The sequence below is a fragment of the Streptomyces sp. NPDC046197 genome (genome assembly GCF_040646295.1).
In the GTDB taxonomy this organism is placed as follows: Bacteria; Actinomycetota; Actinomycetes; order Streptomycetales; family Streptomycetaceae; genus Streptomyces.
Genome location: NZ_JBEYZY010000003.1, coordinates 309,789 through 322,353 on the forward strand (window position 1 = coordinate 309,789; position 12,565 = coordinate 322,353).

Consider the following 12,565-nt stretch of genomic DNA (forward strand, 5'->3'; position numbering starts at 1 on the left):
GTACGGCGTCAGCGCACGGGGTGTCCCGCCTCGCGAAGGGTCTGCTTCACCTGGCCGATCCGCAGGTCGCCGAAGTGGAAGACGGACGCCGCCAGGACCGCGTCGGCGCCCGCGGCGACGGCCGGCGGGAAGTCGGCCAGCCGGCCGGCGCCGCCGGAGGCGATCACCGGGACGGACACGTGCTTGCGCACGGCCGCGATCATCTCCAGGTCGTAGCCGTCCTTGGTGCCGTCGGCGTCCATGGAGTTGAGCAGGATCTCCCCCGCGCCCAGTTCGGCCGCCCGGTGCGCCCACTCCACCGCGTCGATGCCGGTGCCGCGGCGGCCGCCGTGGGTGGTCACCTCGAACGAACCCGACTCCGTACGCCGGGCGTCCACCGAGAGGACCAGCACCTGGCGGCCGAAGCGCTCGGCGATCTCCCGGATCAGCTCGGGCCGGGCGATCGCCGCGGTGTTCACGCCCACCTTGTCGGCGCCCGCCCGCAGCAGCCGGTCCACGTCCTCGGCCGTGCGGACCCCGCCGCCGACCGTCAGCGGGATGAACACCTGCTCGGCGGTGCGGCGCACCACGTCGTACGTCGTCTCACGGTTGCCCGAGGACGCGGTGATGTCCAGGAACGTCAGCTCGTCGGCGCCCTCGGCGTCGTACACCTTGGCCATCTCGACGGGGTCGCCCGCGTCGCGCAGGTTCTGGAAGTTGACGCCCTTGACGACCCGGCCGTTGTCCACGTCCAGGCAGGGGATGACTCGGACCGCCAGGGTCATGAATCCACGGCTCCTTACGAAAGTGATTCCTGCTGCCTCACAGGCTCTGACCCCTGTAGGCCTCCAGCTCCACCGACACCAGCGTGCGCGGGTCGACGAAGCCCTCCACGACCAGCAACGTCGCGGCCGGGCGCACCGCGTCGAAGAGTTCCCGGTGGGCCCGGCCCACCTCGTCGACGTCCCGCTGATGCGTCAGGTACATGCGGGTCCTGATCACCGACTCGGGCCCGAGCCCGAACTCGGCGATCGCCTCGAGGGCACCGGCGAAGGCCACCTTGGCCTGTTCGTAGGGGTCGCCCTCCCCGTAGAGCACATCGCCCCGGAAGGCCGTCGTGCCCGCCACCAGCACCCGGTCGCCCGCCGCGACGGCGCGCGCGAAACCGAAACTCTCTTCCCAGGGATTTCCGCTCTGCACGCGCCGTACGGCATCCGACGTCATGACGACACAGCCTCCAGGGCCTCTTCCAGAGTGAACGCCTTCGCGTACAGGGCCTTCCCGACGATGGCGCCCTCGACACCGAGCGGCACGAGCCCGGCGATGGCCCGCAGGTCGTCCAGGGAGGACACCCCGCCGGAGGCGACCACCGGGCGGTCGGTGGCCGCGCACACGTTGCGCAGCAGCTCCAGGTTGGGGCCCTGAAGCGTGCCGTCCTTGGCGATGTCGGTGACCACGTAGCGGGCGCAGCCCTCCTTGTCGAGGCGCTCCAGCGTCTCGTACAGGTCGCCGCCGTCCCGGGTCCAGCCGCGGCCGCGCAGGGTCGTGCCGCGGACGTCGAGGCCGACGGCGATCTTGTCGCCGTGCTCGGCGATGACCTCGGCGACCCAGTCCGGGGTCTCCAGGGCGGCCGTGCCGAGGTTCACGCGGGTGCAGCCGGTGGCGAGGGCGGCGGCGAGCGAGGCGTCGTCGCGGATGCCGCCGGACAGCTCCACCTTGATGTCCATCGCCCCGGCGACCTCGGCGATCAGCTCCCGGTTGTCGCCGGTGCCGAACGCGGCGTCCAGGTCGACCAGGTGCAGCCACTCGGCGCCCGAGCGCTGCCAGGCCAGGGCGGCATCCAGCGGGGAGCCGTAGGACGTCTCGGTCCCGGACTCGCCGTGCACGAGGCGGACGGCCTGGCCGTCGCGGACGTCGACGGCGGGGAGGAGTTCGAGCTTGGCCATGGTCTACAGGGTTCCGATCCAGTTGGTGAGCAGCTGCGCTCCGGCGTCGCCGGACTTCTCGGGGTGGAACTGCGTGGCCCACAGGGCGCCGTTCTCCACGGCGGCCACGAAGGGCTTGCCGTGTGTCGCCCAGGTGACCTTCGGGGGGTGCATGGCCGGGCTCTGGACTTCGAGGTTCCAGTCGTGGACGGCGTAGGAGTGCACGAAGTAGAACCGCGCGTCGGCGTCGAGGCCGGCGAACAGCTCTGAGTCGGCCGGGGCTTCGACGGTGTTCCAGCCCATGTGGGGCACGACGTCGGCCTGGAGCGGCTCGACCGTGCCGGGCCACTCGTCGAGGCCCTCGGCCTCGACGCCGTGCTCGATGCCGCGCGCGAACAGGATCTGCATACCGACGCAGATGCCCATCACCGGGCGCCCGCCGGACAGCCGGCGGTCGATGACCCAGTCCCCGCGCGCGTCCTTCAGGCCCTTCATGCAGGCGGCGAAGGCGCCGACGCCGGGCACCAGCAAACCGTCCGCGTTCATGGCCCTGTCGAAGTCACGGGTTATCTCGACGTCGGCGCCCGCGCGCGCCAGGGCACGCTCGGCGGACCGCACGTTGCCGAAGCCGTAGTCGAAGACCACGACCTTCTTGCCGGCTCCAGGGGCGCTCAATTCCACACCTCCAGCCGCATGACGCCCGCGACGAGACACATGGCCGCCCCGATGGAGAGCAGCACGATCAGGCTCCTGGGCATCTTCTGCTTGACGAAGGAGATGATGCCGCCGACCAGAAAGAGGCCGACGACGATCAGAACCGTGGACAGACCGTTCATGTCTACAGGGCGCCCTTCGTGGAAGGCAGGATGCCGGCGGCGCGCGGGTCGCGCTCGCTGGCGTAGCGCAGGGCCCGGGCCAGCGCCTTGAACTGGCACTCGACGATGTGGTGCGCGTTGCGCCCGTAGGGCACGTGCACGTGCAGCGCGATCTGGGCCTGGGCGACGAAGGACTCCAGTATGTGCCGGGTCATCGTGGTGTCGTACTCGCCGATCATCGGCGCCATGTTCTCGGGCTCGGTGTGCACGAGGTACGGGCGGCCCGAGAGGTCGACGGTGACCTGGGCGAGCGACTCGTCCAGGGGCACCGTGCAGTTGCCGAAGCGGTAGATCCCCACCTTGTCGCCGAGCGCCTGCCGGAAGGCGGCGCCGAGGGCGAGGGCGGTGTCCTCGATGGTGTGGTGCGAGTCGATGTGCAGGTCGCCCTCGGTCTTCACGGTCAGGTCGAACAGACCGTGCCGGCCGAGTTGGTCGAGCATGTGGTCGTAGAAGCCGACACCGGTGGCGATGTCGGTCCGTCCGGTGCCGTCGAGGTCGATCTCGACGACGACCGAGGTCTCCTTGGTGGTGCGCTCCACGCGCCCGACGCGGCTCATCCGCTCTGCTCCTGTTCCTTGCTGAGGTCGCGTACCGCATCGAGGAACGCGTCGTTCTCGGCCGGGGTCCCGGCGGTGACCCGCAGCCATCCCGGTACGCCGTTGTCGCGTACCAGGACGCCCCGGTCGAGGATCTTCTGCCAGGCCGCGCGGGCGTCGGCGAACCGCCCGAACTGGATGAAGTTGGCGTCCGACTCGGTGACGTCGTAGCCGATCGCGCGCAGTTCGCCGACCAGGCGGTCCCGCTCGGACTTCAGCTGCTCGACGTACTTCAGCAGCGTGTCGGTGTGTTCGAGGGCGGCCAGCGCGGTCGCCTGCGTGACCGCGGACAGGTGGTAGGGCAGCCGGACCAGCTGGACGGCGTCCACCACCGCCGGGTGCGCGGCGAGGTAGCCCAGGCGCAGCCCGGCGGCGCCGAAGGCCTTGGACATCGTGCGGGAGACGACCAGGTGCGGCCGGCCCGCCAGCAGCGGCAGCAGCGAGCGGCCGTGGCTGAACTCGATGTACGCCTCGTCCAGGATCACCATGGACGGCTTGGCCGCCTGCGCGGCGTCGTACAGCGCGAGGACCGTCTCGGGCGCCACCGCGTTGCCGGTGGGGTTGTTGGGGGTGGTGACGAAGACGACGTCCGGCCGGTGCGCGGCGATCGCCTGCTCGGCGGCGGCGAGGTCGATGGTGAAGTCGTCGTTGCGCGGCCCGGAGATCCAGCCCGTCCCCGTGCCGCGCGCGATGAGCGCGTGCATGGAGTACGACGGCTCGAAGCCGATCGCGGTGCGGCCCGGTCCGCCGAAGGTCTGCAGCAGTTGCTGGATGACCTCGTTGGAGCCGTTGGCCGCCCAGACGTTCTCCAGGCCGACCGGGTGGCCGCCCGTCCTGGTCAGGTACTTGGCGAGCTCGGTGCGCAGCTCGACCGCGTCCCGGTCCGGGTAGCGGTTGAGGTTCCGGGCCGCCTCACGCACCCGCTCGGCGATCCGCTCGACCAGCGGCTCGGGCAGCGGGTAGGGGTTCTCGTTGGTGTTCAGCCGTACGGGGACGTCCAGCTGGGGCGCGCCGTAGGGGGACTTGCCGCGCAGCTCGTCCCGTACGGGAAGGTCGTCGATTCCGAAGCTCACTTGCTCTCAGGCACCTTCCCACCGCTCTGCCCAATCTGCCCGCCCGAGGCGAAACGGGCCTTGACCGCCGCGCCGTGCGCCGGCAGGTCCTCCGCCTCCGCCAGCGTCACCACGTGGTGGGCGACCTCGGCGAGGGCGTCCTTCGTGTAGTCGACGATGTGGATGCCGCGCAGGAAGGACTGGACGGACAGACCCGAGGAGTGGCAGGCGCAGCCGCCGGTCGGCAGCACGTGGTTGGAACCAGCCGCGTAGTCGCCGAGGGAGACGGGCGCCCAGGGGCCGACGAAGATCGCGCCGGCGTTCTTCACCCGGCCGGCGACCGCGGCCGCGTCGGCCGTCTGGATCTCCAGGTGCTCGGCGCCGTAGGCGTCGACCACCCTGAGGCCCTCGTCGAGGCCGTCGACCAGCACGATCGCGGACTGCCTGCCGGACAGGGCCGGCCGGATCCGGTCCTCGACGTGCTTGGTGGCGGCGATCTGCGGCTCCAGCTCCTTCTCCACCGCGTCCGCCAGCTCGACGGAGTCGGTGACCAGCACCGCGGCGGCCAGCGGGTCGTGCTCGGCCTGGCTGATCAGGTCGGCGGCGACGTGCACCGGGTCGGCGGTGGAGTCGGCGAGGACCGCGATCTCGGTCGGGCCCGCCTCGGCGTCGATGCCGATCCTGCCGGTGAAGTAGCGCTTGGCGGCGGCGACCCAGATGTTGCCGGGCCCGGTGACCATGGCGGCGGGCGGGCAGGACTCGGTGCCGTGCGCGAACATCGCCACGGCGGTGGCGCCACCGGCCGCGTACACCTCGTCGACGCCGAGCAGGGCGCAGGCGGCGAGGATCGTCGGGTGCGGCAGGCCGCCGAACTCGGCCTGGGGCGGGGAGGCGAGCGCGATCGACTCGACGCCGGCCTCCTGGGCGGGCACGGCGTTCATGACCACGGACGACGGGTAGACCGACCGGCCGCCGGGCGCGTACAGGCCGACGCGCTCGACCGGTACCCACTTCTCGGTCACCGAGCCACCGGGAACGACCTGCGTGGTGTGCGTGGCGCGGCGCTGCTCGCGGTGCACGAGCCGGGCCCGCCGGATGGACTCCTCCAGGGCCGCGCGCACGTCCGGGTCGAGCTGCTCCAGCGCGTCCTCGAGGGCCCGGGCCGGGACCCGGACCGACTCCAGACGTACGCCGTCGAACTTCTCGGCGAAGTCGATCAGCGCCGCGTCGCCACGATGATGCACGGCCTCGCAGATCGGACGCACCTTCTCCAGGGCGGCCGCTACGTCGAAGTCGGCTCGGGGCAGCAGGTCACGCAGGGCGGGGCCCTCGGGAAGGGCGTCGCCGCGCAGATCGATTCGGGAGATCACGGTGTCAATTCTCTCAGACCGCCGTCCGGCGCTGTTGGCCCGTATCAATGGCTGATACAGAACCCAGCCGGCCGCCGGGACAGGTCCGCGCTGCAACCCGGAAGATCCGCTTCACGTCTTGTGTTCAGAGCGTCACCCACCGGGCATGAACGGTTGTACGAAACTCGCGAGTAGCGGGGAGGAAGGAAGAGCCGTGACCGAGGGGGCCGGCATCCGCAACGGGGACCTGCCGGACGACCTGACCGCCGTCGAGGCCGGCATGCGGCAGGCCTTCCGCAACGGCAGCGTGTACGACCTGCGCAGCGGCGACGCGGTGGTCGACGATCCGCACGGCGGGCATCCCTGGGGGCCCGAGCGGACCGTGCGGGCCCGCATCGTCTGCTGGCTGCTGCTCGACGGACCGCCCGCGCTGGCGGGGCGGGTGTCGTCGCTGAAGCTGGTCGGGTTGCGGATCTCGGGTGCCCTGGACCTCGCGGGCGGCACGGTGGTGCCGTACATGGAGATGACCGGCTGCCGGTTCGAGCAGGAGGTCGTGTTACCGGAGGCGCACTTCACGACCGTCCGCCTGGTGGACTGCGCGGTGCCGCGGCTGGAGGCGGCCCGCGTGCGCACCGAGGGCGATCTGCACCTGCCGCGGTCCCGCTTCCCGGGCGGCGTGCGGCTGACGGACGCGCACATCGGGACGGACCTGCTGCTCAACCAGGCGATCGTGCACCGGGACCGCGGCGGCCGGTCGATCGCCGCCGACGGCATGACGGTCGGCCAGGACCTCCAGGCGGATCTTCTGGAGTCGCACGGGGAGATGAGCCTGCGCACCGCCAAGATCGGCGCCTCCCTGAGCCTGCGCGGCGCGAAGCTCGCCAATCCCGGCGCGCGGCTCGCCCTGAACGCGCCCCAGCTGACCGTCGGGCGCACCCTCTACCTGACCCCGGCGGGCGTCGGCGGCCCGCTGGTGAGCGGGGTGACCCCGGCGCGTGGGACACGGATCCAGCAGTTCGACTGCCAGGGCGGAGCGCGGCTGGACGACGGCCGGTTCGGGGACGCGGTGGACTTCGAGCGCGCCCGGTTCACCTTCACCGACGACCAGGAGCTGTCGATGCGCCGGGTGCAGACGCCCGAGCTGCGCTTCCTCGGGGAGCGGCCGCAGCGCGGCAAGGTCGTGCTGTCCGGGGCGCGGGTCGTCAACCTCGTCGACCGGGCGGCCAGCTGGCCGGGCCCGGGCCGTCTGCACATGGGCGGCTTCACCTACGAGAACCTCGTGCCGCAGGGACCCTTCCCGCTGACCGAGCGCCTGGGGTGGGTGGCGGCGGCGACCGCCGAGTACAACCCGGAGCCGTACGAGCGCCTGGCGACCGTGCTGCGGGGGGCGGGCGAGGACGAGGACGCGCGCGAGGTGCTGCTGGCCAAGCAGCGCCGCCGCCGCGAGACCCTGCCGCCGGCCGCCCAGCTGTGGGGGTACGTGCAGGACTGGACCGTCGCCTACGGCTACCGGCCCGGCCGGGCCGCCGTGTGGATGGCGGTGCTGTGGGCGGCCGGCTCGCTGGCGTTCGCCCACGCCGGGCATCTCGCGGTCAACCCCGGAGAACATCCGCCGTGGAACCCCGCCCTCTTCACCCTCGACCTGCTTCTCCCGGTCGTGGACCTGGGCCAGACGGGCCAGTGGGAGCTGCGCGGGGGCTGGCAGTGGCTGGCGGCGGCGATGATCCTGCTGGGCTGGATCCTGGCGACGACGGTGGCGGCGGGGGCGACACGCCTGCTGCGGCGGAACTGAGCACGGTTGCTGCGGCGGAACTGAGCACGGTTGCTGCGGCGGAACCGGGATCGACAAGTTCCACAAGTTCCACAACTTCCACGAGTTCCACAACTTCCACAGCTGCCGTACAGAGCCACCACATGTCCCATAGTTGTTGAAGTGTCAAGCTTTACTGGTCCTTGACCCACCTGCGTACAACTTTCCGCCGGTTCCGCCCACCCCCTGGCGTGTCCGCGACCTGCGGTCTTTCAATGGTCGGCACCATGGCTCTGCTGCCCCCGTTCATCCGCGTGACCCGGATGACAAGAATCGCGTCCCACCCCGTCGCGGCGCCCGCCGTCGAAGACGAGGTGCTGCTCGACGCGCCCGACGAACGCCTGGGACCGGCGCTGGTCGCGGCCGCGCAGGGCGCGTACGGCGCTGCCGCCGAGCTGCTCGCCACCACCCGGCGGCGGGCCGAGTGGGAGGACCGCGACCGGTACGTGACGAGGCTGGCCGCGTTCGCGCGGTCGCGCGCCCAGTGGCTCGAGGCCTGGCGCGCCGCCGCGCCGCGCGACCCGGACGCCCTGCTGGTCGCTGCCCAGCTCGCCGTGGACCGTGCCTGGCCCTCGCCCGCGCGGGCCGAGCTGCTGCGCGAGGTCAGTCCCCTGATCACGGCTGCCGCGCGCGGTGACGACCGGGACCCCGTGCCGTGGCGAGTGGCGCTGGACCACGCACGCGGTTCGCGGGCGGGGCACAAGTACTTCGAGGAACTGTGGCAGGCAGCGGTCCGCCGCGCCCCGCACCACTACGGCTGCCATGTGGCGGCCCTGCGCTACCTGGCCTCCTCCTGGCACGGCTCCCACCGCGAGTGCTTCGACTTCGCCGACCTCGCGGCCCAGGACGCCCCGGCCGGCTCGCTGGTACAGGCCCTGCCGGTCCGGGCGGCCTTCGCCTACCTGACCGACGGCTGCGGGCCCGAGGTGCCGCATGAGCGGCTGGACGCGGCGGCCGACCGGGCCATCGAGCTCTCCGCCCGGTTCCCGGTGGCCGACCCCTGGCCGGCCGAGGTCCGCAACCTGCTGACGTACGTCCTGGTGCGGCTCGACCGCCGGGAGGACGCGCTCCTGCAGCTGCGGCTCATCGGCCCGTGCGCCACATCGTTCCCCTGGGACCGGGTGTCGGACGACCCCCTCGGGCTCTTCCTGACACTGCGCGCGGACGTCCGGGCGGCGCCCCTCACAGGGCCCCCCAGGCATCCACACAGTGAGCGCGCCGGACGCGCCCGCTCCGGCGACCATTAGGCTTTTGCGCCGTGACCACCGTCCGGCTCCCGCTCTTCCCCCTGAACGCCGTGCTGTTCCCGGGGCTGGTGCTCCCGTTGAACGTCTTCGAGGAGCGCTATCGCGCCATGATGCGCACCCTGGCGAAGACCCCCGAGGACGAACCGCGCCGGTTCGCCGTCGTCGCGATCCGCGACGGGCACGAGGTGGCGCCGAGCGCCCCCGGCATGCCCGATCCGACGGCGCTGCCCGAGCGCGGCGCCGCGGCCGGCTTCGGCACCGACCCGACCCGGGCGTTCCACGGCGTGGCCTGCGTGGCCGACGCGGCGACGATCCGGGAGCGCGCCGACGGCACCTTCGAGGTGCTGGCGACGGGTACCACCCGGATGCGGCTGCTGTCGGTCGACGCGAGCGGCCCGTTCCTGACCGCCGAGCTGCAGGAGCTGCCGGAGGAGCCCGGGGACGAGGCGGGCGCTCTCGCCGAGGGTGTGCTGCGGGCCTTCCGCCAGTACCAGAAGCGGCTGGCGGGAGCCCGGGAGCGGTCGCTGTCGACCGGCGCGGAGCTGCCGGACGAGCCGACCGTGGTGTCGTACCTGGTGGCGGCGGCGATGATGCTGGACACCCCGACCAAGCAGCGCCTGCTGCAGGCCCCGGACACCTCCTCCCGGCTGCGGGACGAGCTGAAACTGCTTCGCGCGGAGACGGCGATCATCCGTAGTCTGCCGTCGTTGCCGGCGTCGGACCTGACGCGCGGCCCGACAAGTCTCAACTGACGCCCAACGGCCGTACGACCGTCGCACGACCGACGTGCGGCGTCTCAGGTGAACAGGCGGAAAGCTCCGGGATGGCGAAGAAGGCGAAGAAGCAGCAGCAGGCGGGGGGAACGCCCGCGACGGTGGCTCTGACCTCGGCGGGCGTGGACCACACGATCCACGCCTACGACCACGACCCCTCGCACCCCTCCTACGGCGAGGAGGCGGCCGAGGCGATGGGCGTCTCCCCGGACCGCGTCTTCAAGACGCTCGTGGCGGACGTCGACGGCACGCTGACGGTGGCCGTGGTGCCGGTGGCCGGCTCCCTGGACCTGAAGGCGCTGGCGGCGGCGGTCGGCGGCAAGCGCGCGGCGATGGCCGACCCCACGCTGGCCGAACGCACCACCGGATACGTGCGCGGCGGCATCTCCCCGCTGGGCCAGCGCAAGAAGCTCCCCACGGTTGTGGACGACTCGGCGACTGCCCACGGCACGATCTGCGTCTCGGCGGGCCGCAGGGGCCTGGAGGTGGAGCTGTCTCCCGAGGACCTGGCCAGACTCACGGGTGCGACCCTGGCCCCGATCGCCCGTGCGTGAGCGCTCGACGAACGACGCCTCTTCGGCAGTACGGACATATGTCGAAGCGAACACGCAAACGCAAATGGCGCATGAAGAAGGGCCACGCGAACCACGGCCACCGTCCGGCGTAACCACGCCCGTCATCCCCGCGCCGGAGCGGCCCCGCGCGGGCTGCTCCGGCGCTTCGAGAGATCCCCGGGAAGGAAGGGCCGAAGGAGGGGCCCTACGCGGGCGGCGCGGCCGGCCCGTAGGGCCCTTCGTCGTACGGCTCGGGGTCCCGGGGCCCGAACAGCGCGGTGACCCCGAGGTGCACCACCAGGGCGGCCAGCGGCCAGGCGAGCAGCGCCCCCTTCGCCGCCAGCTTGAGCGGTGCCGAGAACGTCACGCCTTTGCCCGCGGCCCTGGCGTGCGCGATCACGTCGTGCTCCGGCCCGAGCCACACCCCGAGCCGCCAGGCCAGCAGTGACCCGAGCAGCCCGCCGACACACAGCGCCACCACCAGCGGCACACCCCCGCGCCGCCGCAGCAGAAAGACGGCCACCGCGCTCACCACGCCGAACGCCAGGGCCAGCAGCGTGAACGTGCCGTCGACGCCGATGGCCTGCTCGCCCTCGGTGTCCTTGAGGTAGACGACCCAGTTGTTGCCGACCACGTCCCCGACCAGCGGCACGTGCGGCGCCAGCCACCACCACAGCAGCCCCAGCAGGACCCCGCCCAGCGCCACGGCCACCGTGATCACGGCCGCCTCCCGGACCTCGGTCTTCATCCCCGGTCCGTCCTGTTCGTAGGCGGTGCCCACGGCGGCTCCGGTCCCGGCAGGCGGCACCTGCCAGGCCTGTCCGTGCGGGGCCTGCGCGGTCCCGGGGGACTGGGAGGGCTGATGGGGCCGCTGGTGCGGCGGCGGAGGTGGAGTCAACGGAGCGGTCACCCTGTCATCGTGCCAGTTGAGTCGGTCGGTCGCGTCACCGGACGGCAGCCCGCCGGTACGCCCAGGTGGCGAGGGCCAGCGAGACCACGCCGACCCCGGCGCAGACGGTCAGGTCACCGGCGACGAAGGCCCAGTCGGGATGCGTGGCGAAGGTACGGGCGTAGGCCTCCACACCGTACGTGGACGGCAGCAGGTCGCGGGCCAGGCGCACCGGCTCCGGCATCCGGCCGGCCGGCAGCACGCCGAGCAGCAGCGCCGCCGACATGCCCAACTGGCCCAGCAGGGTGGCCAGTTCCGGTCGCGGCGCGAGCAGTCCGCAGGCGGCGCCGAGGCCGGAGAGCGCGGCACCGGCGAGCGGGATCACGGCCAGGAGCACCCAGAGGTTCGCCAGCGGCAGCCCGAACAGGGTGCACCCGAACACGGCCGTCACGATCGTGCCCGGCACCGTGAAGGACGCGTACGCGCCTGCCGCGCCGAGGACCACGGCCGCGGGCGGCACCGGCAGGGTCGCGTAGTGGTCGAGCCCGCCGGTGGCCCGCAGCTGGCCGAAGTACTGCGCCAGCAGGTTCAGGGCGACGTAGGCGACGACCACGATCGACGCCCCGGCCACCACGGACTCGGCCTCGCCGCCGCCGCTCACCACGCCACGCATCATGATCATGATGCCGACGGACTGGAAGGTCGCCACGAACAGCAGCGGGATCCGCGCCACCCGGGCCCGGGACAGCTGCGCCCGGTAGACGGCCACGAGGGACGGCCACAGCCGCGCCCGCGGCCCGAGGACGGCTGCCGCGTCCCCGGCGCCGCCGTCGTCCAAGGCCGCGGCGCCGGGCAGGACGCCTGCGGGTACGACACTCACGTCGAACTGCTCCTCTTCCCTGCGGCACACGCGACCCGCACATCGCCCGCGCACACCGCGCCAAACAGGTTCCCCCCGACACCCGCGTGCTCCCATACGGATCCCCCGGCCCACTCACTCAGACCGGGCCGGCCGACTCGCGTACTCGGGCCCGGACGGTCGGCCCGCGTGCTCGGGCCGGGTCGGTCGGCCCGCGTGCTCGCGCGGGGTCGGTCGACTCGCGAGGTCGGGCCGGGACGGCCGGCCCGCGTGCTCGGGCCGGGACGGTCGGCCCGCACGCTCAGGCCGAGACGACCAGCCCCCGCGCCCGAGCCGGGACGGACAGCCCGCACGCCCAAACCGGGACGGACAGCCCGCACGCCCAAACCGGGACGGACAGCCCGCACGCCCAAACCGGGACGGACAGCCCGCACGCTCAGGCCGAGACGACCAGCCCCCGCGCCCGAGCCGGGACGGACAGCCCGCACGCCCAAACCGGGACGGACAGCCCGCACGCTCAGGCCGAGGAGACCAGCTGCCGTACTCAGGCCGGGACGACCGGCCCGCACGCTCAGGCCGAGACGACCAGCCCCCGCGCCCGAGCCGGGACGGACAGCCCGCACGCCCAAACCGGGACGGACAGCCCGCACGCTCAGG

Annotated in this window: 14 protein-coding genes; 4 read left to right on the top strand and 10 right to left on the bottom strand. The window is 72.7% G+C overall.

The features are described from left to right. Positions 1-8 precede the first annotated feature (8 nt). From hisF to hisD, 8 genes are read right to left on the bottom strand one after another with little or no spacing between them, the layout of a single operon-like run. Entirely contained in the window at positions 9-764 is a 756-nt protein-coding gene (gene hisF, locus AB0A61_RS06565) for an imidazole glycerol phosphate synthase subunit HisF (RefSeq protein ID WP_361287051.1), read from the bottom strand. Between the two features lie 37 nt (positions 765-801). Continuing rightward, the gene (locus AB0A61_RS06570) at positions 802-1,203 is read right to left on the bottom strand and encodes a RidA family protein (protein WP_361287054.1); all 402 of its coding nucleotides are present in this window, start codon (positions 1,201-1,203) and stop codon (positions 802-804) included. After that, a complete protein-coding gene (gene priA / locus AB0A61_RS06575; protein WP_361287057.1) occupies positions 1,200-1,925 on the bottom strand; it encodes a bifunctional 1-(5-phosphoribosyl)-5-((5-phosphoribosylamino)methylideneamino)imidazole-4-carboxamide isomerase/phosphoribosylanthranilate isomerase PriA in 726 nt (241 codons plus the stop codon). The genes AB0A61_RS06570 and priA overlap by 4 nt, the downstream gene beginning before the upstream one ends. 3 nt (positions 1,926-1,928) lie before the next feature. Continuing rightward, positions 1,929-2,579: an imidazole glycerol phosphate synthase subunit HisH gene (gene hisH / locus AB0A61_RS06580; protein ID WP_361287060.1), complete on the bottom strand. Its 651-nt coding sequence runs from the start codon at positions 2,577-2,579 to the stop codon at positions 1,929-1,931. Continuing rightward, on the bottom strand, positions 2,576-2,740 hold the full coding sequence (locus AB0A61_RS06585; protein ID WP_361287063.1) for a hypothetical protein: 165 nt from the start codon (positions 2,738-2,740) through the stop codon (positions 2,576-2,578). Before AB0A61_RS06585 ends, hisH begins: the two co-directional genes overlap by 4 nt. A 2-nt stretch (positions 2,741-2,742) precedes the next feature. Next, entirely contained in the window at positions 2,743-3,336 is a 594-nt protein-coding gene (gene hisB / locus AB0A61_RS06590; RefSeq protein WP_361287066.1) for an imidazoleglycerol-phosphate dehydratase HisB, read from the bottom strand. Continuing rightward, positions 3,333-4,448: a histidinol-phosphate transaminase gene (locus AB0A61_RS06595; protein WP_361287069.1), complete on the bottom strand. Its 1,116-nt coding sequence runs from the start codon at positions 4,446-4,448 to the stop codon at positions 3,333-3,335. Before AB0A61_RS06595 ends, hisB begins: the two co-directional genes overlap by 4 nt. Next, on the bottom strand, positions 4,445-5,797 hold the full coding sequence (gene hisD, locus AB0A61_RS06600; RefSeq protein ID WP_361287072.1) for a histidinol dehydrogenase: 1,353 nt from the start codon (positions 5,795-5,797) through the stop codon (positions 4,445-4,447). Before hisD ends, AB0A61_RS06595 begins: the two co-directional genes overlap by 4 nt. A 193-nt stretch (positions 5,798-5,990) precedes the next feature. Here hisD and AB0A61_RS06605 point away from each other — a divergent pair, with 193 nt between their 5' ends. The 4 genes from AB0A61_RS06605 to ybaK all read left to right on the top strand — a co-directional run bounded on the left by AB0A61_RS06605 (position 5,991) and on the right by ybaK (position 10,160). Further along, positions 5,991-7,568, top strand: a complete 1,578-nt coding sequence (locus tag AB0A61_RS06605) for an oxidoreductase (RefSeq protein WP_361287075.1) — start codon at positions 5,991-5,993, stop codon at positions 7,566-7,568. Between the two features lie 233 nt (positions 7,569-7,801). After that, positions 7,802-8,833, top strand: a complete 1,032-nt coding sequence (locus AB0A61_RS06610; RefSeq protein ID WP_361287078.1) for a hypothetical protein — start codon at positions 7,802-7,804, stop codon at positions 8,831-8,833. An 11-nt stretch (positions 8,834-8,844) separates the two neighbouring features. Further along, a complete protein-coding gene (locus AB0A61_RS06615) occupies positions 8,845-9,585 on the top strand; it encodes an LON peptidase substrate-binding domain-containing protein (RefSeq protein ID WP_361287081.1) in 741 nt (246 codons plus the stop codon). A 71-nt stretch (positions 9,586-9,656) separates the two neighbouring features. Then, on the top strand, positions 9,657-10,160 hold the full coding sequence (gene ybaK, locus AB0A61_RS06620; protein ID WP_361287084.1) for a Cys-tRNA(Pro) deacylase: 504 nt from the start codon (positions 9,657-9,659) through the stop codon (positions 10,158-10,160). A 205-nt stretch (positions 10,161-10,365) separates the two neighbouring features. On the opposite strand, the gene AB0A61_RS06625 is transcribed toward ybaK, so the two are convergent. Then, positions 10,366-11,070 carry an AAA family ATPase gene (locus AB0A61_RS06625; protein WP_361287087.1) on the bottom strand — a complete coding sequence of 235 codons (705 nt, stop codon included), beginning with the start codon at positions 11,068-11,070 and terminating at the stop codon, positions 10,366-10,368. Between the two features lie 34 nt (positions 11,071-11,104). Continuing rightward, positions 11,105-11,929 (bottom strand): ABC transporter permease, encoded by an 825-nt coding sequence (locus AB0A61_RS06630; protein WP_361287090.1) that lies wholly within the window; start codon positions 11,927-11,929, stop codon positions 11,105-11,107. Positions 11,930-12,565 lie beyond the last annotated feature (636 nt).

What these genes read in the sequence shown, in the direction of transcription:
- AB0A61_RS06610 (WP_361287078.1), top strand. Translation starts at nt 7,802, where the DNA reads ATGGTCGGCACCATGGCTCTGCTGCCCCCGTTCATCCGCGTGACCCGG.
- AB0A61_RS06570 (WP_361287054.1), bottom strand. Translation starts at nt 1,203, where the DNA reads ATGACGTCGGATGCCGTACGGCGCGTGCAGAGCGGAAATCCCTGGGAA.
- AB0A61_RS06585 (WP_361287063.1), bottom strand. Translation starts at nt 2,740, where the DNA reads ATGAACGGTCTGTCCACGGTTCTGATCGTCGTCGGCCTCTTTCTGGTC.
- hisB (WP_361287066.1), bottom strand. Translation starts at nt 3,336, where the DNA reads ATGAGCCGCGTCGGGCGCGTGGAGCGCACCACCAAGGAGACCTCGGTC.
- priA (WP_361287057.1), bottom strand. Translation starts at nt 1,925, where the DNA reads ATGGCCAAGCTCGAACTCCTCCCCGCCGTCGACGTCCGCGACGGCCAG.
- ybaK (WP_361287084.1), top strand. Translation starts at nt 9,657, where the DNA reads ATGGCGAAGAAGGCGAAGAAGCAGCAGCAGGCGGGGGGAACGCCCGCG.
- hisF (WP_361287051.1), bottom strand. Translation starts at nt 764, where the DNA reads ATGACCCTGGCGGTCCGAGTCATCCCCTGCCTGGACGTGGACAACGGC.